This is a genomic window from Streptomyces sp. Z26, from assembly GCF_003665095.1.
Classification (GTDB): domain Bacteria; phylum Actinomycetota; class Actinomycetes; order Streptomycetales; family Streptomycetaceae; genus Streptomyces; species Streptomyces phytohabitans.
The window spans coordinates 2,312,592-2,338,231 of sequence record NZ_RCHV01000002.1 but is presented as its reverse complement, the minus strand read 5'-3'; the positions used below and the strand labels follow the sequence as shown (position 1 = coordinate 2,338,231).

General features: G+C 73.2%; 21 protein-coding genes and 1 pseudogene. 13 read left to right on the top strand and 9 right to left on the bottom strand.

Going from position 1 to position 25,640, the window contains the following annotated elements; genetic code table 11:
- The first annotated feature begins 9 nt into the window (after positions 1-9).
- On the top strand, positions 10-1,290 hold the full coding sequence (locus D7M15_RS10345) for an ATP-binding protein (RefSeq protein WP_121517241.1): 1,281 nt from the start codon (positions 10-12) through the stop codon (positions 1,288-1,290).
- Here D7M15_RS10345 and D7M15_RS10340 read toward each other — a convergent pair.
- Positions 1,207-1,791 carry a GtrA family protein gene (locus D7M15_RS10340; protein ID WP_121517240.1) on the bottom strand — a complete coding sequence of 195 codons (585 nt, stop codon included), beginning with the start codon at positions 1,789-1,791 and terminating at the stop codon, positions 1,207-1,209. The two genes, D7M15_RS10345 and D7M15_RS10340, sit on opposite strands and share 84 nt — an antisense overlap.
- Positions 1,792-1,962: 171 nt before the next feature.
- On the opposite strand from D7M15_RS10340, the gene D7M15_RS10335 reads away from it, so the two are divergent.
- The 3 genes from D7M15_RS10335 to D7M15_RS10325 all read left to right on the top strand — a co-directional run bounded on the left by D7M15_RS10335 (position 1,963) and on the right by D7M15_RS10325 (position 5,008).
- Positions 1,963-3,147, top strand: coding sequence for a 5-(carboxyamino)imidazole ribonucleotide synthase (locus D7M15_RS10335; protein WP_165906230.1), 1,185 nt, complete (start codon positions 1,963-1,965; stop codon positions 3,145-3,147).
- Between the two features lie 89 nt (positions 3,148-3,236).
- A complete protein-coding gene (purE, locus tag D7M15_RS10330) occupies positions 3,237-3,743 on the top strand; it encodes a 5-(carboxyamino)imidazole ribonucleotide mutase (protein WP_121520545.1) in 507 nt (168 codons plus the stop codon).
- Between the two features lie 41 nt (positions 3,744-3,784).
- Positions 3,785-5,008: a dipeptidase gene (locus D7M15_RS10325; RefSeq protein ID WP_121520543.1), complete on the top strand. Its 1,224-nt coding sequence runs from the start codon at positions 3,785-3,787 to the stop codon at positions 5,006-5,008.
- Between the two features lie 43 nt (positions 5,009-5,051).
- On the opposite strand, the gene D7M15_RS10320 is transcribed toward D7M15_RS10325, so the two are convergent.
- Complete coding sequence (locus tag D7M15_RS10320; RefSeq protein WP_121517238.1) at positions 5,052-5,576, bottom strand: DUF1772 domain-containing protein; 525 nt, start codon at positions 5,574-5,576, stop codon at positions 5,052-5,054.
- Positions 5,577-5,746: 170 nt separating this feature from the next.
- Between D7M15_RS10320 and D7M15_RS10315 the strand changes: the two genes are divergently transcribed.
- Entirely contained in the window at positions 5,747-6,235 is a 489-nt protein-coding gene (locus D7M15_RS10315; protein WP_240649222.1) for a hypothetical protein, read from the top strand.
- 16 nt (positions 6,236-6,251) lie between these two features.
- Positions 6,252-6,685 (top strand): annotated as a pseudogene (locus D7M15_RS10310) (class I SAM-dependent methyltransferase); the annotation flags it as partial.
- Positions 6,686-6,793: 108 nt separating this feature from the next.
- Here the strand turns inward: D7M15_RS10310 and D7M15_RS10305 are convergent.
- Positions 6,794-7,924, bottom strand: a complete 1,131-nt coding sequence (locus D7M15_RS10305; RefSeq protein ID WP_121520539.1) for an acyl-CoA dehydrogenase family protein — start codon at positions 7,922-7,924, stop codon at positions 6,794-6,796.
- 256 nt (positions 7,925-8,180) lie between these two features.
- Here D7M15_RS10305 and D7M15_RS10300 point away from each other — a divergent pair, with 256 nt between their 5' ends.
- Positions 8,181-9,533, top strand: a complete 1,353-nt coding sequence (locus tag D7M15_RS10300; protein ID WP_121517237.1) for a UDP-glucose/GDP-mannose dehydrogenase family protein — start codon at positions 8,181-8,183, stop codon at positions 9,531-9,533.
- Between the two features lie 143 nt (positions 9,534-9,676).
- On the opposite strand, the gene D7M15_RS10295 is transcribed toward D7M15_RS10300, so the two are convergent.
- Positions 9,677-10,978: an LCP family protein gene (locus tag D7M15_RS10295; protein WP_121517236.1), complete on the bottom strand. Its 1,302-nt coding sequence runs from the start codon at positions 10,976-10,978 to the stop codon at positions 9,677-9,679.
- A gap of 129 nt (positions 10,979-11,107) precedes the next feature.
- On the opposite strand from D7M15_RS10295, the gene D7M15_RS10290 reads away from it, so the two are divergent.
- Together D7M15_RS10290 and D7M15_RS10285 are read left to right on the top strand one after the other, a co-directional pair.
- Positions 11,108-11,659 (top strand): acyl-CoA thioesterase, encoded by a 552-nt coding sequence (locus D7M15_RS10290; protein ID WP_121520537.1) that lies wholly within the window; start codon positions 11,108-11,110, stop codon positions 11,657-11,659.
- Positions 11,660-12,112: 453 nt separating this feature from the next.
- Positions 12,113-12,625, top strand: a complete 513-nt coding sequence (locus D7M15_RS10285) for a lytic polysaccharide monooxygenase auxiliary activity family 9 protein (protein WP_121517235.1) — start codon at positions 12,113-12,115, stop codon at positions 12,623-12,625.
- Positions 12,626-12,710: 85 nt separating this feature from the next.
- Here the strand turns inward: D7M15_RS10285 and D7M15_RS10280 are convergent, their stop codons facing one another.
- Positions 12,711-14,117, bottom strand: a complete 1,407-nt coding sequence (locus D7M15_RS10280; protein WP_121520536.1) for an LCP family protein — start codon at positions 14,115-14,117, stop codon at positions 12,711-12,713.
- A gap of 459 nt (positions 14,118-14,576) precedes the next feature.
- Here D7M15_RS10280 and D7M15_RS10275 point away from each other — a divergent pair, with 459 nt between their 5' ends.
- A complete protein-coding gene (locus D7M15_RS10275; protein WP_276314446.1) occupies positions 14,577-15,650 on the top strand; it encodes a glycosyltransferase family 2 protein in 1,074 nt (357 codons plus the stop codon).
- Between the two features lie 79 nt (positions 15,651-15,729).
- Here D7M15_RS10275 and D7M15_RS10270 read toward each other — a convergent pair whose 3' ends face one another.
- The 4 genes from D7M15_RS10270 to D7M15_RS10255 all read right to left on the bottom strand — a co-directional run bounded on the left by D7M15_RS10270 (position 15,730) and on the right by D7M15_RS10255 (position 21,866).
- Positions 15,730-17,508 (bottom strand): LCP family protein, encoded by a 1,779-nt coding sequence (locus D7M15_RS10270; protein ID WP_121517233.1) that lies wholly within the window; start codon positions 17,506-17,508, stop codon positions 15,730-15,732.
- A 100-nt stretch (positions 17,509-17,608) separates the two neighbouring features.
- Positions 17,609-19,414 (bottom strand): LCP family protein, encoded by a 1,806-nt coding sequence (locus D7M15_RS10265; protein WP_121517232.1) that lies wholly within the window; start codon positions 19,412-19,414, stop codon positions 17,609-17,611.
- A 121-nt stretch (positions 19,415-19,535) separates the two neighbouring features.
- Entirely contained in the window at positions 19,536-20,831 is a 1,296-nt protein-coding gene (locus D7M15_RS10260; RefSeq protein ID WP_240649220.1) for an LCP family protein, read from the bottom strand.
- Between the two features lie 264 nt (positions 20,832-21,095).
- Positions 21,096-21,866 carry a TIGR03089 family protein gene (locus D7M15_RS10255; protein ID WP_121517230.1) on the bottom strand — a complete coding sequence of 257 codons (771 nt, stop codon included), beginning with the start codon at positions 21,864-21,866 and terminating at the stop codon, positions 21,096-21,098.
- A gap of 129 nt (positions 21,867-21,995) precedes the next feature.
- Between D7M15_RS10255 and D7M15_RS10250 the strand changes: the two genes are divergently transcribed.
- The 3 genes from D7M15_RS10250 to D7M15_RS10240 all read left to right on the top strand — a co-directional run bounded on the left by D7M15_RS10250 (position 21,996) and on the right by D7M15_RS10240 (position 25,604).
- The gene (locus D7M15_RS10250) at positions 21,996-23,342 is read left to right on the top strand and encodes an N-acetylmuramoyl-L-alanine amidase (RefSeq protein WP_121517229.1); all 1,347 of its coding nucleotides are present in this window, start codon (positions 21,996-21,998) and stop codon (positions 23,340-23,342) included.
- 168 nt (positions 23,343-23,510) lie between these two features.
- Complete coding sequence (locus tag D7M15_RS10245) at positions 23,511-24,614, top strand: NDP-sugar synthase (RefSeq protein ID WP_121517228.1); 1,104 nt, start codon at positions 23,511-23,513, stop codon at positions 24,612-24,614.
- Positions 24,615-24,626: 12 nt separating this feature from the next.
- Positions 24,627-25,604: a DNA-3-methyladenine glycosylase 2 family protein gene (locus D7M15_RS10240; protein WP_240649218.1), complete on the top strand. Its 978-nt coding sequence runs from the start codon at positions 24,627-24,629 to the stop codon at positions 25,602-25,604.
- Positions 25,605-25,640: the final 36 nt, after the last annotated feature.

Sequence of the window (25,640 nt, the reverse complement as noted above, 5' to 3'; positions counted from 1 at the left end):
CCGCCCCGTATGAGACGCCGACTGATCCAGTCCACGCTGGCCGTGGTCCTCGTGGTGATCGCCGTGTTCGGCGTCTCGCTCGTGATCGTCGAGTCCCGCACCATCGAGGAGAGCGCGCGCGAGAGCGTACGGTCCGAGGCCGTACGCCTCGTGTCCGTCGTCGAGAGCCGCCTCGTCGCGGGGGAGCGGGTCACCGAGGACAGCCTCGGCACCACGGTCGACGGCAACCGCTACGCCCGCATCCAGGTCCCCGGCCGCCCGCCCATCGTCTTCGGCGACCCGCCCGGCGACGGCGCGATCGAGGTGCGGCAGACCGGCGCGCACGGCGAGACCGTCACCGTGCGGGAGGCGGAGAACGCCGTACGCGACGAGGTCGGGCGCACGCTGCTGATCATCACCGCCGTGTCGCTGCTCGCGATCGCCGCCGCCGCCATCCTCGCCGTACGGCAGGCGCACCGCGTCGCCGCGCCGCTCACCGACCTCGCGGAGACCGCCGAACGCCTCGGCTCCGGCGACCCGCGCCCCCGGCACCGCCGCTACGGGGTGCCCGAACTCGACCGCGTGGCCGACGTGCTGGACGCCAGCGCGGAACGCATCGCCCGCATCCTCACCGCCGAACGGCGGCTCGCCGCCGACGCCTCGCACCAGCTGCGTACGCCCCTCACCGCGCTGTCGATGCGGCTGGAGGAGATCATCGCCACCGCCGACACCTCCGACCCGGCGGAGCGCGCCACGGTCAAGGAGGAGGCGACGATCGCGCTGGCGCAGGTCGAGCGGCTGACCGACGTCGTACAGCGGCTGCTGACCAACTCGCGTGACCCGCACTCCGGTTCGGCCGTCGCCTTCGACCTGGACGACGTGGTGAAGCAGCAGATGGAGGAGTGGAAGCCCGCGTACCGGGGCGAGGGCCGGGCACTCGTACGCTCCGGCAAGAACGGGCTGCGCGCCGTCGGTACCCCCGGGGCGGTCGCCCAGGTGCTGGCGACGCTGATCGAGAACTCCCTGATGCACGGCGGCGGTACGGTCGCGATCCGCACCCGCGTCACCGGCAACCAGGCCGTCGCGGAGGTCACCGACGAGGGGCCCGGCGTCGACCCGGAGCTGGGCTCGCGGGTCTTCGAGCGGACGGTCAGCGGCCGCAACTCCACGGGGCTGGGCCTCGCCGTGGCACGCGACCTGGCCGAGGCGGACGGCGGCCGCCTGGAGCTACTTCAGCAGCACCCGCCGGTCTTCGCGCTCTTCCTGAGCCGGGAGGCCGCCGAGGACACGGGCACGGGCTCCGGCGCGTGACCCGGCGCCCGCGGCCCGCCGCTCGCGGGCCTCGGCCGCGGCGGCCTCCTCGCGCTCCCGGGCCTCCTCGCTGTCCTGGAACACCCAGGTGCGGTACGACCAGAAGCGGAAGACGGTGCCGATGCCCAGGCCGATCACGTTCTTGGCGACGTTGTCCGCGAGCGGCGAGGTGTAGTCCAGGCCGTAGTGCGACAGCGCCAGCACGCCGTTCTCGATGACCATGCCTATCCCGCTGAACAGCAGGAACAGCGAAACCTCGCGGTGCACCCGGCTCTTGTCGGTGTGCCGGTACGTCCAGTACCGGTTCCCCACGTAGTTGGTGCAGATCGCGACGGCCGTGGCGATCACGCCGGACCGTACGGTGGCGAGCCCGAGGGTGTGGATGCAGAGGTTGAACACCACCACGTTCACCAGGAAGCCGAAGGCCCCCACGGTGCCGAACTTCGCCAGCTCGCGGACGACTCGTTCAAGGCGTGAGCGTACGCCGCGCCATTCACTCATAGTGATCGCTTGGTCCCCGTTCCCTCGGCGTGGTCCGCTCCGAGTCCGTCCTCGCGTGCTGCTTCGGTCCGTCGTCCCCGGGCACATGCTAACCAGGAGGACGCGTCCCACGCAGCGGCAGTTGCCAGCCGCGGTGTGCGGCCGGTGAGCAGGGGACCGTACGCTGGGCACGTGACGTTCCCGGTAGTAGGCATGGTCGGCGGGGGCCAGCTCGCCCGCATGACGCACGAGGCGGGCATACCGCTCGGCGTCCGGTTCAGGCTTCTCGCCGCCTCCCCGCAGGAGTCGGCGGCGCAGGCCGTCAGTGACGTGGTCCTCGGTGACCACCGCGAACTGGAAACGCTGCGTAGCTTCGCGCGCGGCTGCGACGTGATCACCTTCGATCACGAGCACGTGCCCACGGAGCACCTGCGCGCGCTCCAGGCCGACGGCGTGGTCGTACGGCCCGGTCCGGACGCGCTCGTGCACGCGCAGGACAAGGGCGTGATGCGCGCCCGGCTCGACGCGCTCGGGGTGCCGTGCCCGCGGCACCGGATCGTGCGGGACGTGGCGGACGTCACGGCGTTCGCGGCGGAGGGCGCGAGTGGCGCGGAGGGCGCGGGCGGCTCCGGGGACGGTTCCCCGGGCGGCTTCCCGGTGGTGCTGAAGACGGTGCGCGGCGGCTACGACGGCAAGGGCGTGTGGCTCGTCCGCGACGAGGCGGGCGCGGCGGAGCCGTTCCGCGCGGGGGTGCCCGTACTGGCCGAGGAGAAGGTCGACTTCGTACGGGAACTGGCCGCGAACGTCGTCCGTTCACCCCACGGGCAGGCCGTCGCCTACCCCGTCGTGGAGTCGATCCAGGTGGACGGCGTCTGCGACACGGTCATCGCGCCCGCACCCGACCTCCCCGCCGAACGGGCCGTGCGCGCGCAGGAGTTGGCGCTGCGGATCGCGGAGGAGCTGGACGTGGTCGGACATCTCGCGGTGGAGCTGTTCGAGACCCGGGACGGCCGCGTCCTCGTCAACGAGCTGGCGATGCGCCCGCACAACTCCGGCCACTGGAGCCAGGACGGCGCCGTCACCTCGCAGTTCGCCAACCACCTGCGGGCCGTCCTCGACCTCCCGCTCGGCGACCCGCGCCCGCGCGCCCGCTGGACGGTGATGGCGAACGTGCTGGGCGGCGACTACCCGGACATGTACGCGGCGTACCTGCACTGCATGGCCCGCGACCCGCAGCTGAAGATCCACATGTACGGCAAGGACGTGAAGCCCGGCCGCAAGGTCGGCCACGTCAACACCTACGGCGACGACCTGGCCGACGTGCGCGAGCGCGCGGCCCACGCCGCCGGATACCTGCGAGGGACGATCCAAGAGTGACCGCATCCGCCGCCTCCGCCGGAGCCACCGACCCCTCCGGAGCCCCCGCTTCCGGCGGCGGCCCCGCCTCGCCCGCCGTCGGCATCGTCATGGGCTCCGACTCCGACTGGCCCGTGATGGAGGCCGCGGCGAAGGCGCTCGACGAGTTCGGCGTCGCGTACGAGGCGGACGTCGTCTCCGCGCACCGGATGCCGCACGAGATGCTGCGCTACGGCACGGAGGCCGCCGACCGCGGCCTCCAGGTGATCATCGCGGGCGCGGGCGGCGCCGCGCACCTGCCCGGCATGCTCGCGGCGGTCACGCCGCTGCCCGTCATCGGGGTGCCGGTGCCGCTGAAGTACCTGGACGGCATGGACTCGCTGCTGTCGATCGTGCAGATGCCCGCGGGCGTACCGGTCGCCACCGTCTCCGTCGGCGGCGCGCGCAACGCGGGCCTGCTCGCCGTACGCGTCCTGGCGGCGCACGACGCCGAACTCCAGGAGCGGATGCGGCAGTTCCAGGCCGAGCTGAACGAGGAGGCCACCGAGAAGGGCCGCCGCGTACGGGCCAAGGCCGCCGCGTCGGACGCGGGCTTCGGCTTCGGCGGCGGCCGGTGACGGGCGGGGCCGCCGGGCCCACGGGGTCCGCCGCCGGTTCGGTGTCCGCCGCGTCGCTGGCCCGCGCGCGGGAACTGCTCGCCGCCCACCCGGTGTTCGACGGGCACAACGACCTGCCGTGGGCCCTGCGCGAGCAGGTGGCGTACGACCTCACGCGCCGCGACATCGCCGCCGACCAGTCGGCGCACCTGCACACCGACATCCCGCGCCTGCGCGCGGGCGGCGTGGGCGCGCAGTTCTGGTCGGTGTACGTCTCCGCGTCGCTCGCCGGGGACGCCGCCGTCACCGCCACCCTGGAACAGGTCGACATCGTCCGGCAGTTGGCCGCACGGCACCCCGCGGACCTCGGACTCGCGGGCACCGCCGACGAGTTGGAGGCCGTACGGGCCCAGGGCCGCGTCGCCTCCCTGATGGGCGCCGAGGGCGGGCACTCCATCGGCAACTCCCTGGCGACGCTGCGCGCCCTGCACCGGCTGGGCGTGCGCTACATGACGCTCACCCACAACGACACCATCGACTGGGCGGACTCCGCCACCGACGCCCCCCGGCACGACGGCCTCAGCCGCTTCGGCGAGGAGGTCGTACGGGAGATGAACCGCACGGGCGTCCTCGTCGACCTGTCCCACGTCGCCCCCAGCACCATGCGGGACGCGCTCCGCGTGACCGAGGCGCCGGTCCTCTTCTCGCACTCCTCCGCGCGCGCCGTCTGCGACCACCCGCGGAACATCCCGGACGACGTGCTGGAACGGCTGGCGGCGAACGGGGGCGTGGCGATGGCCACGTTCGTACCGAAGTTCGTGCTGCCCGAGGCCATCGAGTGGACGGAGCGCGCCGACGCCAACATGCGCGCCCACGGCCTGCACCCGCTGGACACCACCCCGGACGCGATGCGGGTGCAGCGGGCGTACGAGGCGGAGCACCCGCGCCCCGTCGCGACCCCGGCCACCGTCGCCGACCACCTCGACCACATGCGGGAGGCGGCGGGCGTCGACCACATCGGCATCGGCGGGGACTTCGACGGCACCGCGTTCACCCCGTCCGGCCTCGACGACGTCTCCTGCTACCCCAACCTGGTCGCGGAACTCCTCGACCGCCACTGGTCGGAGGCCGACCTCGCCAAGCTCACCTGGCACAACGCCGTACGGGTGCTGCGCGACGCGGAGTCGGTCGCGGCGGACCTGAGCACGCGGCGCGGGCCGTCCGTGGCGACGCTCGCGCAGCTGGACGGCGCGGCCGAGGCGGACGGCGCGGCGCCGGACGCCTGAGCCGGGGCGGGGCCCGGGACCGTCCCGGGCCCCCGGGGCGGGGTCAGCTCCCGGCGTCGCCGTGCAGGAGCAGTGCCACGGCGAGGCAGCCGAACGCGGCGGTGGCGAGCACGGCGCGTACGGCGTTCCACGGGGTCCAACGCGCCTCGAACCGCTCCCGCGCCTCGGCGAGCCCGGCCGCCCCGGGCCCGTTCTCCGTGAGCCCGGCCGCCCCGGGCCCGGCCGCCGCACCGGCGGCCTCCAGCGCGTCGTTGAGGGGCACGTTCACCCGGAAGGTCACCGCGACCGTCGCCGCGTACAGCGCGCATCCCGCTCCCGCCCACACCGCCACCGGCGGGTCCCCGCGGTGCAGCAGCGCGGCGGCCGCGGCGGCCGGTGCCGCGCCGAGGAAGGCGAGCAGGAACCAGCCGTTCAGGATGCGTACGTTGACCGACCGCATCACGCGCGTGAACGCCGCGTCGTCGACCCGCGCCAGCCCCGGCATGACCGCGACCGAGAAGGCCGCGTAGATCCCGGCCATCAGCCCGGTCAGTACGGCCGCCACGGCCAGCACCCCCGCCTGCCCCATCCCCGTCACCCCGTCCCGTAGCGGCGGGGCCCTCGCCCCGCGTCCACGACCAGTCAAGGCCGCCACCGGGCCGGGCACCATCGCCCCGCGTCTCACGCCCATACGCCCGCGTCCGTCCGCCCGCCCCGGGGCCGCGCCCGCCGCCGGTAGGATCGCGGAGGGGGGATCACATGGCACGTACGGCACATTCCGGCGCGGCCCGCGTACCGCCGGCCCAGGCACCCGGCAGCGGCATGAAGCCGCGTACCGGCCTGGTCCTGCTGCTGACGCTCGCGCTGTTCTTCGGCGCCCTGTCGGCGTTCGTCCTGGTCCCGCGCGCCCAACACCTGCGCTCCCTCCACGACGGGGTGCGCGCGCGGGCGACGTTGCACAAGGACGGTTCGTGCATGCTGGGCGCCTGCGAGGTTGAGTTCACGGCGGACGGGCGGACGGTGATCGCGACCCTGCCGCCGGGCAGCGGCGGTGGCAAACAGTCCGTCGGCGCCGAACTGGCGGTACGCCACCGCGCGGACGACCCGCGGGTCGTCGCCCGCGACGCGGACACCGGAGGCGGCGGCGCGGCCGTCGCGGCGGTCATGTCGGGCTGCGCGGCACTCGCCTTCCTGACCTTCGCCCTCGTCGCGACGTTCTACCTCACCCGCACCCGGAAACCCACCTGACGACGCGCTGGGTCCGGTGGACCTTTCGCCGGTCATGGTCGCCCATACCACCGAGCGTTGGGGGTCGTCGGGCGCGCGGTTCGTCCGTGCCGAAGTGCTGGACCACCTGAGCACCGCCACGGAGACCTACGACGCCGTCTACTCGATCTTCGGGGCGGCCTGGTTCACCGACCCCGCCAAGCTGCTGCCGTTGGTGGCGAAGCGGTTGAACCCCGGCGGCGTACTCGCGTTCTCCCATCCTCCGGCGATCCCCGGCGCGTACGGTCCCCAGGGCATTTACAAGGGAGGGTTCGCGGGAAGGCCAGGTACACCTACCGGTACTCCCACACGCCGCGGAAGTGGGAGAGCCTGCTGCTGCGCGCCGGTTTCGCGACGGCGGAGGTACGGGTGCTGGCGGCCCCGGAGAAGGACCACATCGGGACGTTGATCGCCCGCGCGGTGGTGGGCTGATTCGCCCGCGCGGTGGTGGGCTGAGGCGAAACGCTCGGGGTGGGCGGGCCGGACGACCCGGCCCGCCCACCCGATGCCGTGGAGGACGGCTGACCCGCGCAGACCCCGTTACGGCAGGTTGCGGGCCATGACGACGCGCTGGATCTGGTTGGTGCCCTCGTAGATCTGCGTGATCTTCGCGTCCCGCATCATCCGCTCCAGCGGGTAGTCGCGGGTGTAGCCGTAGCCGCCGAGGAGCTGGACCGCGTCCGTGGTGATCTCCATGGCGGCGTCGGAGGCGTAGCACTTGGCGGCGGCGCCGAAGAACGTCAGGTCCTCCTTGCCGCCCTTCCCCGCGGCCAGCGAGACGCGCTCGGAGCGCGCCGCCGCCGCGTACGTGAGCTGGCGGGCCGCCTCCAGCTTCATCGCCATGTCGGCGAGCATGAACTGCACGCCCTGGAAGTCGCCGATGGGCTTGCCGAACTGCTTGCGCTCCTGGACGTAGCCCTTCGCGTAGTCCAGCGCGCCCTGGGCGATGCCCAGTGCCTGCGCGGCGATGGTGATGCGGGTGTGGTCGAGGGTCTTCATGGCGGTGGCGAAGCCGGTGCCCTCGGCGCCGATGAGGCGTTCGGCGGGGATGCGTACGTTGTCGAGGTAGACCTCGCGGGTGGGCGACCCCTTGATGCCGAGCTTCTTCTCGGGAGCGCCGAAGGACACGCCCTCGTCCGACTTCTCGACGAGGAACGCGCTGATGCCCTTGGTGCGCTTCTCGGGGTCGGTGACGGCCATGACCGTGTAGTAGTCGGAGACGCCGGCGTTGGTGATCCAGCGCTTCACGCCGTTCAGCACCCAGCTGTCGCCGTCCCGTACGGCCCGGGTCTTCATGCCGCCCGCGTCGGAGCCCGCGTCGGGCTCGCTGAGGCAGTACGAGAACATGGCGTCGCCCTTGGCGAGCGGCCCGAGGTACGTCTTCTTCAGCTCCTCCGAGCCGGACAGGACCACCGGCAGCGAGCCGAGCTTGTTGACCGCGGGGATCAGCGAGGAGGAGGCGCAGACGCGGGCGACCTCCTCGATGACGATGACGGTGGCGAGCGCGTCGGCACCCGCTCCGCCGTACGACTCCGGTACGTGCACCGCGTGCAGGTCGTTGGCGACGAGCGCGTCGAGGGCCTCCTGCGGGAAGCGGGCCTCCTCGTCGACCTCGGTGGCGAACGGCGCGATCTTCGCCTCGGCGAGCGAGCGCACCGAGTCGCGGAGCATGTCGTGCTCCTCCAGCGGCCGGTAGAGGTCGAATCCGGCCGGGGTGCTGTTCGCTGAGGGCGCCACGGTGCGTCACTCCTCTTGTTCGTACGGCGCCTGGAGCGCCGAAGCTAATTACCGTTAAGTAACCCAATTCTAGGGGCCGAGCCCTCGACAGGCATAGGTGAGGTTCCTCTCCGGGGCCCCGGTTATGCTCGCGAGGACCAGTCACCGGCCCGACGACCACCGCACACCCGCGGGAAGCAGGGAGCAGCACATGGCCAAGGCGGCCCGTCCCCGGATCACCGTCATCGGCACCGGATACCTGGGTGCCACGCACGCCGCCGCGATGGCCGAGCTCGGTTTCGAGGTGCTGGGGCTGGACGTCGTGCCGGAGAAGGTCGAGACGCTCGCGCGCGGCGAGGTCCCGATGTACGAGCCGGGGCTGGCGGAGCTGCTGCGGCAGCACGTGGAGGGCATCGGGGGCGCGTCCGGGCGGCTGCGGTTCACCACCTCGTACGAGGAGGTCGCGGACTTCGGCGACGTGCACTTCGTGTGCGTCAACACCCCGCAGAAGCACGGTGAGTACGCCGCCGACATGAGCTATGTGGACGCCGCCCTCGACTCGTTGGCGCCGCTGCTGCGGCGGCCCGCGCTGGTGGTGGGCAAGTCGACGGTCCCGGTCGGCAGCGCCGACCGGCTCGCCGCGCGGCTGGCGGAGCTGGCGCCGGTGGGCGAGGACGCGGAGTTGGCGTGGAACCCGGAGTTCCTGCGCGAGGGCTTCGCCGTGGAGGACACCCTGCACCCGGACCGGATCGTCGTGGGGGTGCGCAGCGAGCGGGCGGAGGGCCTGCTGCGGGAGGTCTACGCGGGGCCGATAGCCGAGGGTTCGCCGTTCGTCGTCACCGACTTCCCGACCGCCGAGCTGGTCAAGACCGCCGCCAACTCCTTCCTCGCCACGAAGATCTCCTTCATCAACGCCATGGCCGAGGTCTGCGAGGCGGCCGACGGCGACGTGGTGCGGCTGGCGGAGGCGATCGGGTACGACGACCGCATCGGTGGCAAGTTCCTGCGCGCGGGCATCGGTTTCGGCGGCGGCTGCCTGCCGAAGGACCTGCGCGCGTTCATGGCGCGGGCGGGAGAGCTGGGCGCCGACCAGGCGTTGACGTTCCTGCGGGAGATCGACTCGATCAACATGCGGCGCCGCAGCCACATGGTGGAGCTGACCCGGAACGCCGTCGGCGGCACGCTGCTGGGCAAGCGCGTCGCGGTGCTGGGTGCCACGTTCAAGCCCGACTCGGACGACGTACGGGACTCGCCCGCGCTCAACGTGGCGGGCCAACTCCACCTCCAGGGCGCCCAGGTGACGGTCTACGACCCGAAGGGCATGGAGAACGCCCGCGCCATCTTCCCCACCCTCGGCTACGCGCCGAGCGCGTTGGAGGCCGTACGGGCGGCGGACGTCGTCCTGCACCTCACCGAGTGGCGCGAGTTCCGCGAGCTGGACCCGGCGGCGCTGGGCGAGGCGGTCGCGGAGCGGCTGCTGCTCGACGGGCGGAACACGCTGGACCCGGCGCTGTGGCGGAAGGACGGCTGGCGCTTCCGCGCGCTGGGCCGGCCGACGGCCTGACGGCGCGCGCGGGGGGCGCGTCCCGTACGGGGTCCGTACGCGTACGGAAGCGGGACGTACCGGAGACCGACGCACCGGCGCCCGCCCTCCCGTACGGGGAGAGCGGGCGCCGGTCCGTGCGCGTACGCGCGTGCGCGGTGGGGTCAGTCGCCCTTGACGGTGACCTTCTCGTCCGCCTTCAGCTGCGACACCAACTCCTCGACGCGTCCCATGTCCCACTTCAGGGAGCCCATCGGGGCGCTGCCCGCGATCGGCATGTTCATCGAGGTGCCGTCACCGCCGGTGATGCCCTTCATCGCCCAGAACATCGAGGCCAGGTTCCACAGGCTCATGTCCTTGTCGACGATCAGCGTGTCCAGGCCGGAGCCGAGCGTCGGGTAGAGCTTGAACGGGTTGAGCACGGTCGACGGCGTCGCCGTCTGGTTGGCGAGGGCGGAGAGGAACTTCTGCTGGTTCTTCGTCCGCTCCAGGTCGCTGCCCGCCTCGTAGCGGTTCCGGACGAAGGCGAGCGCGTCCTCCCCGTTCAGGGTCTGCTTGCCCTTCTTGAAGTCCGCGCCCGAGTTCTTGTCCTTGATGTCGCGCGGGATGTCCATCTCGACGCCGCCGAGCGCGTCCACGATCTTCGCGAAGCCGCCGAAGCCGATCTCCGCGTAGTGGTCGATCTTCAGGCCGGTGTTGTGCTCGACCGTGCGGACCAGCAGTTGCGGGCCATCCTGCGCGTAGGCCGCGTTGAGCTTGTTGGCGCCGGGGGACTCGTAGTGCTTGCCGCTCTCGGAGCCGGTGAAGCTCGGTATGGTCACCCACGAGTCGCGCGGCAGGCTGACCATGGTGTTCCCGTTGTCCCCGACGTGCAGGATCATCATGGAGTCGGTGCGCTTGCCCTCGGCGGAGCCGGTGTGGAGCTTCTTCTTCTCGTCGTCGGACATGCCCTCGCGGCTGTCCGAGCCCACGATCAGGTAGTTGGTGCCCTCGCCGCCGTCGGGCCGGTCCTCCACCTTGCTGAGGTCGACGTCGCGCTTGAGCTTGGAGTCCGCCCAGAAGTAGGTGCCCACGGACCACACCAGCATGAAGACCAGGAACGTGATCAGGCCGACCTTGATACGGCGCCTCCAGTCCACCTGCCGCGCCGGTCCGCCGGGACCGTAGCCGCCGGGCCCTCCGGCGTAGTCGCCCGGTCCGCCGGGACCGGCCGGCCCGCCGGGCTGCGGGTCGCCGTGGCGACCGCCGTAGACCTGCCCGGTGTTGTAGCCCGAGTCGTACGCGGCGCCGCCTCCCGGCCCGGCGGCATGGCCGTACGGGCTGTCGCCGTAGCCGCTGTTCTGCTGCGGTACGCCGGGGCGTTGCGTGTGGGGCATGACACGTGTGGGCTCCGGCTCGGGTGCGGCGCCGCCGCGTCCGTGCCGGTCGGGCCCTTCGTCGGTCCGTCCGTCCGGCCACTGGTTCATGCCCCGTAGTCTGCACGCAGCCACCGGCGCGGACACAGGGCGGGTGCGGATTAGGGCCGAGCCTGTAGCAGAGCTGTCGCAAACCCGCGGGGCGGGGCGGGAGGCGGACCGCCGCATAGGGTGGAGGTCATGACCGACCAGGCAGCTCCGGCGGAAGCGGCCCTTCCGGGCAAGCCGACCTCCGCCTCCCGGACCACCCTCTCGCACATCATGACGGCGAACGAGACCAATCTGCTGGGCACCGTGCACGGCGGTGTGATCATGAAGCTCGTGGACGACGCCGCGGGCGCCGTCGCCGGGCGCCACTCCGGCGGCCCCGCCGTCACCGCGTCGATGGACGAGATGGTGTTCCTGGAGCCGGTACGGGTCGGGGACCTGGTCCACGTCAAGGCGCAGGTCAACTGGACCGGCCGGTCGTCCATGGAGGTCGGGGTACGGGTCCTGGCCGAGCGCTGGAACGAGTCCACCCCCGCGACCCAGGTCGGCAGCGCCTACCTGGTGTTCGCCGCCGTCGGCGAGACCGGCACGCCGCGCCCCGTCCCCCCGGTGCTGCCCGAGACGGGCCGGGACCGGCGCCGCTACCAGGAGGCGCAGATCCGCCGTACGCACCGGCTGGCGCGCCGCCGCGCGATCCGTGAGCTGCGCGAACGGCGTGTGGCCGAGGGCCTGTTGGACGACTGAGGGCGCGCTCCCCGGCGGCGTCCCCGTACGGCACGGCCCCTGTCCGTACCCCCTCCGGCGTGCGCCGAAGCCTGCGCGCGCCCGCGAGGGTCCCGTACGCCGATCCGTGCCCGCGCGCGCGGCGTAGACGGCGTACGGGCCGTACGTCAGCGGGCGTGCGCACCGGTGCGTACGGCGGGGTGGAGGGGCGCGTACGGCGCCGAAACCGGCTCGTGCGCGGCCTCTTGACCCTTTCCGGACTGTCGGTATGGTCTGGACTAATGGCGAACGGGAACCGAATCGACCACTTTCGCAGCCGTCAGTTCACTTCACGGGACGGCTGCTTCCTCACCGCTGGCGGAACATCCGTCTTCGCGTTCGCCGCGCAACTCGACACAGTCGCCGACGGCGCCCAGCACTCCCGCGGGCACCGGCCCCCATCCCCGCGGCGACTCATACCGTGAAGGAGTTGGCATGCACTCGAAGCGAAGACTGGCCGCCGTGGTCGGTGCGGGTATCGCACCGCTCATCGCCGTGTGCCTCCCGGCCAATTCGGCCAGCGCGCACGGCTGGGTGACCTCTCCGCCGAGCCGTCAGGACCAGTGTGCGAAGGGTTCCGTCTCGTGCGGTGACATCAAGTACGAGCCGCAGAGCGTCGAGGGCCCGAAGGGGCAGACGACGTGCAGCGGCGGCAGCCGCTTCACCGAACTCGACGACGACGGGAAGGGCTGGCAGGTCACCAACATCGGCAGCTCCCACACGTTCACGTGGAAGCTGACCGCGCGCCACCGCACCAGCACCTGGCAGTACTTCGTCGGCGGCCAGAAGGTCGCGGAGGTCAACGACAACGGCGCGCAGCCGCCCGAGACGGTGAGCCACAACGTCAACTTCGGCGGCATCAAGGGCAAGCAGAAGGTGCTCGCCGTCTGGAACGTCGCCGACACCGGCAACGCGTTCTACGCCTGCATCGACGTGAACATCGGCTGACAGCCGGCCGGTGCCGTGCGGCACGGCGCGACAGCGCCCCACCGCACGGCACCGGAGCCCCCGCGGGCACCGGCTTCGGCCTCCGCTAGCCGCACGTCACCTCGTCGCCCGTCACCGCCTGGAACCCCTTCCCGGACTTGTCGGTCCCGGCGGTCGGCAGCGGCTCCGCGACCCGTACGGCGCGCGCCGCGCGGAAGTCCGTGCCGACCGTGACCTTCATCGACGGCCCGCGCCCCTTCTCCTGCTCCAGTTCCGCACCGGGCAGCGCCGCGGCCAGGGTGCGGACGGAACGGTTCCAGCGCGGGTCGTACGTGATGACCGTCCGCTCCAGGTCCTTCTCCCGCGCGTTGCGGGGGATGCCGGTGGTGCTGAAGCCGACCTCGCGGAGCGCGGTGTCCGCCTTGTGCCCGAGACCGGCGTGCGCGGTGCCGTTCTCGACCTGTACGCGGATGCTGCCGGGCGGGATGTCGACGGGCACCGCGCGCGTGGCCGCGTCCTTCCCGCCGCGGTCCTTCTTCTCCTTCTTCTTGTGCTCCGCCAACGGCCGGTCGTCGCGCAGCGCGTCGAACAGCCGCTCCGCGCGCGCGGTGTCCCACTTCACCGTGGAACCCAGCGCGGGCACGCGGTAGTCGCCGTTCGCGACGGGCACCGACACGAACTCCGACGACGCGGGCGTGAACTCCCGCATCGCCTCCCCGAGCGCCACCATCTCGGCGGTGCCGAAACCGCGGTCGGCGCGTACGGACTTCAGCAGGCTCTTCGCTACCTCGTTGAACTTCACCGGGTTCATCAGCACCCCGCTGCTCGTCGCCTTGTCGATGACGGAGGCGAGGAACCGCTGCTGCCGCTGCATCCGCCCGAAGTCGGAGGCGCCGTCGAGGTGCCGGGCGCGCACGTACGACAGGGCCTGCGCGCCGTTCAGCCGGGAGGTGCCCGCGGGCAGGTCGAGGCCCGCGTACGTGTCCTTCAACGGCCGTACGGTGCACACGTCGACGCCGCCGAGCGTGTCGACCGTCTTCATGAAGCTGCCGAAGTCGACCTCCAGGTAGTGGTCGATGTGCACCTTCGTCATGGCCTCCACCGCGCGCACCGTCAGATGCGGACCACCGTGCGCGTACGCCGAGTTGATCTTCGCGGGGAACGCGGTGTGCCGCTTGCCGGTGCCGTCGTCGCGGTGGTCGGGCAGCTTCACGTACGAGTCGCGCGGGATGCTGACCACGCTCATCCGTTGCCGGTCCTCCGACAGGTGCACCAGCATCAGCGTGTCGGTGCAGTCGCAGGAGCCGCCGCCCAGCCGGTACTTCTGCCGTGTCGCCTTGCTGAGCTGGTCCCGCTGGTCCACGCCGACGACGAGGAAGTTCAACCCCCCGGCGGCATTCGGGCGGTCGGTCATGCCGGAGAACGGGTCGACCCGGCGTACGCCGTCGTCCAGCCCGCTGACGAGGGCGTTCCCGACGCCGCTGGTGGCGAGCACGACGGCGGACGTGGCCATGACGACACGCAGGCCCCAGCGGGGCCGCCCACCCCCCTTCCCGCCGGACCCCCTCCGGCGCGCGCGGCCCGCGCCGTTCCCGCCCCCGCCGTTCCCGCCCGCGCGTCTGCCGCCGCCGCCCGGGGCGGGGCGTCCGGCGGCGTGCTTCCCGGTGGGGCGCGCGCCCGTGCGCGGTCGGGCCGCGCGGGACGCGGCGGTGCGGGGCCCGTCCGTACGGGACGTGGCCGCGTGGCGGGCACCCGTGCGCTGCGGGCGTTCGTGGGGGCTGGCCGGCGTGGGCAATGCGGACCTCCGCGGCTGGGGGGACCTCCCGGGCCGTGGGCCCGGAGGCCGGGCGGTGCTGCGGTCGCACTGTAGGCACATATGATCGGCGGACCGGTTCCCCCACGCCGTGCCGCCGTGCGGCGGACACCCGGCTGGCGTGCGAAGGGGTCCCCCGTTCGCGGTAACGTGGCGGCCGTGACTGCCTCCGCGCCCCCCGCCGTCTCCGTGATCATGCCCGTGCTGAACGAGGAGCGCCATCTGCGCACTTCGGTCCGGCACATCCTGGAGCAGGAGTACGGGGGTGAGCTGGAAGTGGTGATCGCCCTCGGCCCCTCCGCGGACCGTACGGACGAGATCGCCGCCGAGCTGGTCCGCGAGGACCCCCGTGTCAGCACCGTGCCGAACCCGACGGGCCGTACGCCCGCCGCGCTGAACGCCGCGATCAAGGCGTCCCGGCACCCGGTCGTCGTCCGCGTGGACGGGCACGGGATGCTCTCGCCCGACTACATCGCCACCGCCGTGCGCCTGCTCGACGAGACCGGCGCCGCGAACGTCGGCGGCATCATGCACGCCGAGGGCGAGAACGACTGGGAGCACGCCGTCGCCGCCGCCATGACCGCGCGCATCGGCGTCGGGAACGCGGCGTTCCACACCGGCGGCGAGGCGGGCCCGGCCGAGACGGTCTACCTGGGCGTGTTCCGGCGCGAGGTGCTGGAGCGGCAGGGCGGCTACAACGTCGAGTTCATCCGCGCGCAGGACTGGGAGCTGAACTTCCGCATCCGTGAGGCGGGCGGTCTGATCTGGTTCTCACCGGAGCTGCGGGTGTCGTACCGTCCGCGCCCGAACGTCCGTGAGCTGGCCAAGCAGTACCGGAACTACGGCCGTTGGCGGCACGTCGTCGCCCGCTACCACTCCGGCTCCATCAACCTGCGCTACCTCGCGCCCCCGGCGGCCCTCTGCGCCATCGCGGCGGGCGCCGTGGTCGGCGCCGCCGTGACGCCGTGGGGCTTCGCCGTCCCCGTCGGGTACCTCGCGGCGATCACCGCCGGGTCGCTGCCCGCGGGCCGGGGACTGCCGTTCGGGGCGCGCGTACGCATCCCGGTCGCGCTCGCCACCATGCACATGTCGTGGGGCTGGGGCTTCCTCACCAGCCCGCGGAAGCTGGCGCGGCACGTGCGCGCGAGCGCCGCCGGTGCGGGTACGGGTGCGGGCACCGACGCGGTGACGGACGCGGGCGCCGGTACGGGCGCGGGCACCCCCGGGGCCTGACGCACGGTCCGGCTCCCGCCGGGGGAGGGGCGCGCGGCCCCTCCCCGTACGCGTCCCCGAAGGGGGACGACGGGGACACTCACCACACGTTGTTCGGGTTCACGTCCATGCAGGCCGTCTCGTCGTCGCCGTTCAGCGAGTCCGCGCTGTCCGGCGCCTTCTCGTCCTCCGGCTCCGCGCCGCCGTCGTCGGAGCCGCCCGACTCCTCGCCGCTGGAGCCGTCGGACCCACCGGTGTCGCCGGTGTCCGGGGTCGAGCCCGGGTACGCCGTCCCCGTACGCCAGTCCGCGCCGATGACCAGGGTCACCCCCCGCACCGCCGACGAGTGCTTGACCAGGCGCTCCGGCACGCCCAGCGCCTTCGCCACCGCCAGCGCGTCCGCGCGCTGGTCCGTGGTGGCGTAGCTGACGATCGTGTCCGTCTGCGACTTGGGCGTCTGGTCGGCGGTCGCCTGCGTGAAGCCCTGGGTGTTCAGCCACTCCGCGAGGTTCCCGGCGCGGCCGGAGACCGGCGCCTGCACGGCCGTGCCGGTGCCGTTCATCACCCGTACGGGGATCTCCGCCTTCGGCGGCGCGGTGTCCGCCGGCTCGCTGGGCTTGTCGGGCCGGGCCTTCTTCTCGTCCTTGCCGTCGAGCGCGACGTCCTGCCGCAGCATCGCGAACAGCTTGTCGGCGTCCTCCGGCTTCGGCTCGACGTAGCTGCCGCCGCTGGAGTACTGCCAGGGCATGGTGGCCATGGTGATACGGCCGGTGGGCACCCGCTTCAGGTCGTTGCCCAGGTCGTAGAGCTGCTTGACGCTGGCGAGCCCGTGGTCGACGGTGAGCGCCTTCGTCGCGGACTCCGCGAGGTCGCGCATCTTGCTCGGGTCGCTGAGCTTCGTACCGGCCTTGAGCTGCCGGACCATCGAACTCATGTAGAGGTGCTGGGCCTTGGCCCGCCCGATGTCCGTACCGTCCCCGAAGCCGTGCCGCGTACGCAGCCACTGGAGGGCCTGCTCGCCCCGGACGACGGAGCGGCCCTTCTTGAGCTTCAGACCGGACTTGACGTCCTGGACGTTGTCCTTCACGCAGACCGGGACGCCGCCGACGGCGTCGGCCATGGAGACCACACCGGCGAAGTCGATCATCATGAAGTGGTCGACCGGTACGCCCGTCAGGGCCTCCCAGGTGGCCACGGTGCAGCCCGGACCGCCCCGCTGGAGGCTGGAGTTGATCCGGTCGGAGGTCGCCGCGTAGACCTCGTCGTCGTCGTTGTCCGTGCACTTGGGGATGTCCACACGGGTGTCGCGGGGGATGGACACGACCGACATGTTGCTGCGGTCCGCCGACACGTGGAGCAGCATCTGCACGTCGGCCAGCGGTGGCCGGTCGGCGTCCGCGCGGGAGCCGCCGAGGTCGACGTTGGCCTTGGAGGCGCGCGAGTCGGAGCCCAGCAGCAGGATGTTCAGGGGGCGTTGGCCGTCGCCGTTGGGGTCGCTCGGGTCCAGCTTGTGGTCGCCGAGGTTCAGGGCGTCGCGGCCGAGGTTGCCGTTGAGGTGGCGGTAGTAGAGGTAGCCGACGCCCGCCGTGCCGAGGATCAGCACCGAGGTGGCGAGCACGAACCAGCGGAAGACGCGGCGCTTCACCGTACTCGGCGGTTTCCGTGCCGGGGCGGGGCCGCCGCTCCCGCGGGGACCGTCGCCGTCGTCTCCTCGACCCGAGCCGTCCGGGTCGCCCGGTGCGTCCGGCTCGGCCGCGTCCTCCGGTCCGCCCGATCCGCCCGGCCCGCGGTCGTACAGGCCGTCGTCCCAGCCCAGTTCACTGGCTGAGGGCGCGCTGCCGCGCTCCGCGTCGCCACGGCCACCGTTTCGCTGCCGCACGTGGCTTCCCCGTTCTTCTGTGGTACCGCGCCCGGCACGGCGGTACGCGGCCCTCTCCTCGCCGTCGAGGAAAGGGGCGCCGTCACCGCCGTCGTCCGGATCACTTCGCGCAGATGTTCTTGTCGCCGGCGTTGACTTCCTTCACGCCGTCCGGCGCCTTGTCGGGCGCGCCGATGGGCTCGCCCGCGCCCGTGAAGTCCTTGCCCAGCGTCAGCTTCATCGGGTCCCTCGGCCCGGCTTCGGTGGAGCTCCGCTTCAGCGCGGAGTTCGGCAGGCCCATCAGCTTCGCGAGGGCGGCGGCCTGGTCCTCCTGGTTGGGTGCGAACTCCAGGCGGGTCGCGGGCAGTTCCTCCGAGGCGTTCCCCGCGTTGGTGGAGAGCGTGACGCCCTCCTCGTTCTGGAGGTACGTCACCGTGGCCTGCGCGGCGCCGACCGGGCCGCCGCCGTTGGTGATGTCGACGCGCACCTCGTCGGCGGCCGAGGGCTCCACCTTGCTCAGGTCGACGCCGCTCTCCTTCTTGCCGCCCTTGTCCTTGTCCTTCTTGGTCTTCGTGAGCGACCTGTCCTCTTGGAGCATCTTGAACAGGGGCCCGGACTTGGCCTGGTCCAGTACGACGGACGCCTTGTCCTCGGGGTTGTCGACGACCGGAGCCGTGACGAACGTGATGTTCCCGATGTCGACGCGGCGCAGGTCCTTGCCGAGGTCGACCAGCTTCTTCACGCTGCCTATCCCGGTGTCGACTGTCAGCGCGCGGGTAGCGGCGTTCGCCAGGTCGAAGAGCTTGCTCGGGTCGCTCAGGGTGTTGCTGGCCTTCATCTTGCGGATCATCGCGCTGAGGAACTGCTGTTGCAGCTCGATCCGGCTCAGGTCGCTGCCGAACCCGACGGAGTGCCGGGTCCGTACGAACGCCAGCGCCTGCTCGCCCTCGACGGTGTGCTTGCCCGCGTCCAGCTTCAGATGGGACTTGGGGTCGTCTATGTCCTTGGCGACGCAGACCTCGACGCCACCGACCGCGCTGGACAGCTCCTTGACGGCGTTGAAGTCCGCCATCATGAAGTGGTTGACCTCGACGCCCGTCAACTCCTGCACGGTGCGCCAGGTGCAGCCCGGGTCCCTGCCGCGCTGTCCGAGGCTGGTGTTGAAGCGGACGTTCCGCTCGGCCGGGATCGTCTTCGTCGAGCCGTCTTCCTGCTTCGTCGGGCACTCGGGGATGTCGGTGATCATGTCGCGCGGGATGGAGAGCGCGGTCGCGTTGGAGCGGTCGGCGGAGACGTGGAACAGCAGCGTGGTGTCCGCGTGGCCGACGCTGCCCGCGTCGCCGTAGCCGTCGTTGCCCTTGCCCGTACGGCTGTCGGTGCCGATGACGAGGATGTTCACGGGCCCGTCGGTGACCGCCGGGTTGTCGATGCCGACGTCGACCTTGTCGATGTTCCCGTTGAAGTGCCGGTAGAGGAGGTAGCCGCCGGTGCAGCCCGCGAGCAGCACCAGCCCCATCGAACCGCCGCCCCAGCGCAGCATCTTCTGCTTCCGGGTCAGCTGCTCCTTCGGCTTGCGGCGGCTGTTGCCCGCGGCCGCCGCCCGGGCCGCGGCGCGGCCCCCGGCCCGGTGGCCGCCACCGCCCGTGGCCGTACCCGCGCCCGTGCCCGCGTCCTCCGCGGCCGACGCCGTCGTCCGCTGTCCGGGCACGTGCGGCTCGGTGCCGTCGCCGTCGCGCTCCGTGTCGGTGGGGGAGGAGGCTCTTCTGCCGCGTCGCGGGGTGGTGGGGCGGTCCTCGTCGCCGTATGAAACCGGGGTCTCGTCGGCGGGAGGCGTCAGGCGCAGCTCGTAGCTGCCGGTGTCCGGATTCAACACCCATTGATCCGCGGGGTCGACATCCCCCGCGTGCCGCCGGCCATGCGCGTCCACGATTGCGAACTTCCTCCAATATGCCGCTGGCGCCCCTGGGGAAGGCGCCGGATCGCTCACACTATCCGGCGACTTCCAGAAGGAGCGACGTCGGTGACGAACTCCACTGGATCAGAAACGGTCAATCCGCCCCATTCCCTGCGCCACCCTGTGCGCAGACGTCGCGGGCGGCGGTCGTGCCACGGTAAGTGGCGCCCCCGTCGGGCGAGGCGTCGGGTGACGGGTCGCCCGAACCGTCGGGTGACGGCGGCGCGGACGGGCTCGCGGAGGCGCTCGGTCCGGTCTCCAGGGAGGCCCGGTTCGCGGCCCCGGGTGCGGCGCTCGGCGTCCCGTCGGAGGCGCCCGGCTCGGGGGTGGCGTCGTCGGTCTTCTCCCCCACGGGGACGGGCTGGTCGTTCCGCAGGAGCGTGAACAGCCGTTCCGCGGCGGGTTGTACGAGTTCGTCCCGGTTGGCGTTCAGCGCGTACGGCTGCCGGGGCACGGTGAGGAACCGGACCTTCTCCTCCGATATGCCGCGCACGCTGCGCGTCAGGTCGTACAGCTCGCGCAGCGAGTCCAACCCGGTGTCCGCGGTCAACGAGGACGTCGCCGAGTCGAGTACGGGGTAGAGCTTGGCCGGGTTGAGCAGTACGCCGTCGCTGCGGGTCTTCTTCACCAGCGAGCCGAGGAACTGCTGCTGCCGGTCCATGCGTTGGGTGTCGCTGCCGTCGAAGCCCTTGCGGGCGCGGACGAAGCCCAGCGCCTCCTCGCCGTGCAACGTCTGCCGTCCGGCGTCCAGGTCGAGCTGCGCGTCCTGGTCCCGCACCGGCTCGCGCAGGCAGACCTCGACGCCGCCGAGCGAGTCCACCAGCTCCTTGAAGCCGCTGAAGTCGACGATGAGGTGGTGGTCCACGCGTACGCCGGTCAGCTTCTCGACCGTACGGATCGTGCAGGCGGCGCCGCCGAACTCGAACGCCCAGTTGAACTGCGCGAACTGCGGCCGCGTCGTCCCGCCGTCCGGCTTCCCGCAGCCGGGGATGTCCACCATCAGGTCGCGCGGCAGCGAGACGGCCGTCGCGTGCGACCGGTCGGCGGGCAGGTGCAGCAGGATCGTGGTGTCGGCGCGCTCCGAACCGCCGGGGCCGTAGCCGGTGTTGTCGCCGTCCCGGCTGTCCGAGCCGAGCAGCAGGATGTCCTGCGCCTCGCCCGTGCCCACCGGGCGTTCGTCCTCGTGCCGGGCCAGCTCCTCGGCGGTGTCCCGGTCCGTGCGGATGTTGCCGTCGAGCTTCTCGTAGAAGGCCCAGCCGACGCCGGCACCGGCGACGACGAGCACCGCCGTGCCGAGCGCGGCCCAGCGCAGCCACCGGCGCCGCCCGCGTTCCGGCGGGGCCGGGGGCGGGGGCGCCTCGTCGGTGGGGAGCGTGCCGGTTTCGGTCACGTGCGTCCGTCCCTCGCGATGTCGTCGGCCCGGATGGGGACCGTGGCCGCGACGGCGCGGGTACACGCGTACGGGCATCGGTCACAGGGACAGACGGTCAGAACGTGGGATTGGTTGTATGAACGGGGCCACGATCTGGTACGGCCTGTTCCGCTCCCCGCGCCGCGCGCCGCCCCGGAGCCGCCCGCACGCGCCGTACGGGCCCCCGTCCCCGTACGGCTGATCCGGTGTCAGCGGCCGGTGCCGGCAGTGCGGGGGCGGCGCTCACGCGGCGGTGTGCGTGACCTGCTCGCTCGCCACGCGCCGGGCCAGCTCCTCGGGGGCGAGGGCGGCGGAGTTGCGGCAGAGGACGACGGACGCCCCGGCGGCCAACGGCGCGTACAGCCCGGCGGACAGCCCCGCCCAGTCCCCGTACCCGAGCGTCGACAGGACGCGCGCGCCGGGCGCGAGACCCCGCGCGGCCGCGTCGGCGCGGGCGCGCTCGACGACCCGCGCGCCGCTCAGCTCCTCCGGCCCGCCCGCCGACCCGGCCGGTACGGCGAGCGCCGCCGCGTCCGGGTCGACCGGCGCGTACGGGGCGAAGCGGTCGCCCTGCCCCGGGACCTCGACCGCGTAGTCGAGGAACCCCTCCGGCGGCTGCGGGAAGCGCCCGCCGAGCGGGCGCAGCGCCAGCGCGACGCGTTCGCCGCCGCACGGGCGGGCCGCGTCCAGCGCGTCCGGGCCCGCGACGACGAGGTCCGCGCGCGCGGCGTCGCCGCCCACGTCCGCGACCACGCCGGTGGCGGAGCACGCGAGCAGCCATACGGCGGTCTGCCAGTGCGCGGGCAGCAGCAGCGCGAGCCGGTCGCCGGGCTCGGCGCCCAGGTCGTCCTGGAGGAGGTTCGCCGTCTTGGCCACCCAATTGGCGAAGGTGGCGACGGACAGTTCCACGCGCTCGCCGGTGGCGTCGTCGTAGAAGGTCACCAGGGGGTGCGCGGGGTCCCGCGCCAGAGCGGAACCCAGCAGGTCGGCGGGGGTGCGGTCGGTGGCGTTCATCGTCGCAAGCGTACGCGGCCGACGGGGCGTCAGCGGCCGTGCGGGGAGGGGCCGGTGCGGGCCGGTGGGGCGACGGTGCGTCAGTTCCCGAATGGACAGCTATGAACATATATGTCCATTATCCGTGTCATGCGCGTACTCTCCGTTTCCTCGCTCGGCGCCCTCACCTCCGCCGCCCTGCTGCTGACCCCGGTCCTCCCCGCCGTCCCCACCGCCGCGGCCGCCCCCGTGAACCCCGCCTCCGCCGGTACCGGGGGCGGCGCGCCCCACACGGCCCAGGAGGGCAGCACCCAGTCGCTGCCGCTGGCCGCCCCGTCGGCCGACCGCGGCCCCCGTACGGGAGCCGAGGCCGCACCGGGGCTCGCACCCCGTACCGTCAAGCCGTTCTCCCTGCTCGGCGTCGTCTGGGACGACGCCGACGCGGAGCTGCACGGGCGCGTGCAGGTGCGCACCCGTACCGCCGGGACCGGCCGCTGGTCGCGGTGGCACGACCTCGACGCGCACAGCGGCGACGCCCCCGACCCCGGCCGCGAGGAGCGGACGGGCGGCGCGGCGCGCGGCGCGACGGCGCCTCTGTGGGTCGGCCCCTCCGACGGGGTGCAGGTACGGGTGGTGCCGGGCGCCGGGGACGCCCATGAGGCCACGGACGGCGAGGCCGTGAAGAAGGCCGCGCGGGCCGGTGGCGCCCGAGCCGCGCTGCCCGCCGGGCTCCGCCTGGAGCTGATCGACCCGGGCACCACGGACACCGCGTCGGGCGCCGCCGAACCCGGCGGCGAGACGGGTGGCGCGCTCATCCCGCCGCTCGACCGCGCGCAGACCAGCGCGGAGGCGGCGGCCCGCGGCCTCGGCATCGAGTTCGCCGACGCGGGCGACCACGTCGGCCCCCGCCCCGGCATCGTCACCCGCAGCGGCTGGGGCGCGGACGAGCGCCTCCGCGAGAAGAACTTCGCGTACGGCAAGACCGTCCGCATGGCCTTCGTCCACCACACCGCGATGGGCAACGACTACAGCTGCTCGCAGTCCCCGTCGATCATCCGCAGCATCTACCGCTACCACGTCAAGAGCAGCGGCTGGCGCGACATCGGCTACAACTTCCTCGTCGACAAGTGCGGCAAGATCTACGAGGGCCGCGCGGGCGGCGTCACCGAGCCCGTGCAGGGCGCCCACACGTACGGCTTCAACGGGAACACCATGGGCGTCGCCGTCCTCGGCTCGTTCGGCTCGTCGCAGCCGTCGAAGCAGGCGCTGGACGGCGTCGCGAAGCTGACGGCGTGGAAGCTCGGGCTGTACGGCGCCGACGTCCGCGGGAAGACGACGATGACGTCCGGCGGCGGCAAGTACGCGAAGGGCAAGCGGGTCCGGATGAACACCGTCTCGGGCCACCGTGACGGATTCAACACCGAGTGCCCGGGGGCCCGCCTCTACGCGAAGCTCGGCACCATCCGCGCCACGGCGGGCCGCCTCCAGGGCCGCTGACGCGGGGCCGCGCGGACCCCGCTCCCCGGCCGCCCGAGGCGGGCCCGCCCCGGTGCGGCCGGGGAGCGCGGCGGGCACGGCACGGGCCCGCGTGGGGCAGAATCACCCGGAAGCAATCGGCAGCCCCGGGTGGCGCTCCACGCGAAGCCCGGCCGTACTGGGGGATCTATGCAGGTCGGAGCAGCAGCTGGCACGGAGGCGATCCTTCTGGTCGGCGGCCGGGGCACCCGGCTACGGCCGTTGACCGTGAACACTCCGAAGCCGATGGTGCCCGCCGCCGGAGTCCCCTTCCTCACCCACCAGTTGGCCCGCGCGCGGGCGGCCGGCGTCGAGCACGTGGTGATGGCGACCTCGTACCTGGCGGAGGTCTTCGAGCCGTACTTCGGCGACGGCTCCCGGCTCGGTCTGCACCTGGAGTACGTCACCGAGGAGGAGCCCCTCGGCACCGGCGGCGCCCTCCGCAACGTCGCCTCCCGGCTGTCGTCCGCGCCCGGCGACCCGGTGCTCGTCTTCAACGGCGACATCCTCACCGGCCTCGACATCCGCGCGCTCGTCGACACCCACACCCGTTCCGGTGCCGACGTGTCGCTGCACCTGACCCGCGTCGACGACCCGCGCGCGTACGGCCTGGTGCCCACGGACGCGGACGGGCGCGTGACGGCGTTCCTGGAGAAGCCGCAGACGCCCGAGGAGATCGTCACCGACCAGATCAACGCGGGCGCGTACGTCTTCGACCGCGCCGTCCTCGACACCATCCCGCGGGGGCGGCCGGTGTCGGTCGAACGCGAGACCTTCCCCGGGCTGCTGGCCGAGGGCGCGCACCTGCACGGCATGGTCGACTCCACGTACTGGCTGGACCTGGGCACCCCGCAGGCGTTCGTCCGCGGCTCCTCGGACCTGGTGCTGGGGCGCGCCCCGTCGCCCGCCGTGCCGGGGCGGCACGGCGAGAGCCTGGTGCTGGAGGGCGCGGAGGTCGCCGTCGACGCGAAGCTGACCGGCGGTACGGCGGTCGGCGCGGGCGCCGTCGTGGGCCACGGGGCGCGCGTCGAGGGCAGCACGCTGCTGGACGGCGCGATCGTCGAGGAGGGCGCCCGGATACGGGAGTCGATGGTCGGCGCGGGCGCGCGCGTCGGCGCGCGCGCCGTGCTGGACGGCGCGGTCGTCGGCGACGGCGCGGTGGTGGGCGCGGACAACGAGCTGCGCGCCGGTATCCGCGTCTGGTGCGGTACGGAACTGGCCGCCGGGTCGGTCCGGTTCTCCTCGGACCAGTGAGGCGGCGGTGACATGAGCCGGGGCCGCGGAGCGCCCCGCCGGGAGCCGCCGGACGGCGCCCTGCCGGGCCCCCGTACGGAGGCCGCCGCCGCGCGCCGCGCCTGGGACCCCGGCGGCCCGTACGACCTGGGGCGGACCCTGCGCGTACTGGGGCGCGGCCCGTACGACCCCGCGTTCCGGGTACGCGGCGGCGCCGTCTGGCGCGCCAGCCGCACCCCCGCCGGGCCGGTGACGCTGCGCGTCGCGCCGGACGGCGCGGGCCGCGTCGGCGCCGACGCGTGGGGGCCCGGCGCCGACTGGGCGCTGGACCGGCTGCCCGCGCTGCTCGGCGCGGACGACGAACCGGCGGCGTTCGTCCCGCACCACGCGCTGACGCGCGAGGCGCACCGGCGGCACCCGGGGCTGCGGCTGGCCCGTACGGGGCTGGTGCTGGAGTCCCTCGTCCCGTCGATCCTGGAACAGAAGGTCACCACGCAGGAGGCGTACCGCGCCTGGCGGCTGCTCCTGCGCCGCCACGGCGAACCGGCGCCCGGACCGGCCGACGACATGTACGTGCCGCCCGACGCGCGCGGCTGGTGCCTGATCCCCTCCTGGGAGTGGCACCGGGCGGGCGTCGACGACAAGCGCGCGTCGGCCGTCCTCCGCACCGCCCGGCACGCCCGGCGCGTGGAGGAGGCCGCCGCCATGGAACTCCCGGACGCCGTCGCCCGGTTGTGCGCGATCCCCGGCGTCGGCCCGTGGACGGCGGCCGAGACCCTGCAACGCAGCAACGGCGCGGCCGACGCGGTGACCGTCGGGGACCTGCACCTGCCGGGCATCATCGGCTACGCGCTGACCGGCCGCCGCGACACGGACGACGCCGGGATGCTGGAGCTGCTGGCACCGTACGAGGGGCAGCGGCACCGGGCGGCCCGGCTGATCCTCACCACGGGGCGCACCCCGCCGCGCCGCGCGCCCCGCTTCCCGCGCGGGGACATCGCGCGCCTCTGACGCGCGCCGGTGCCCGCGCCCGTACGCGGACGGCAC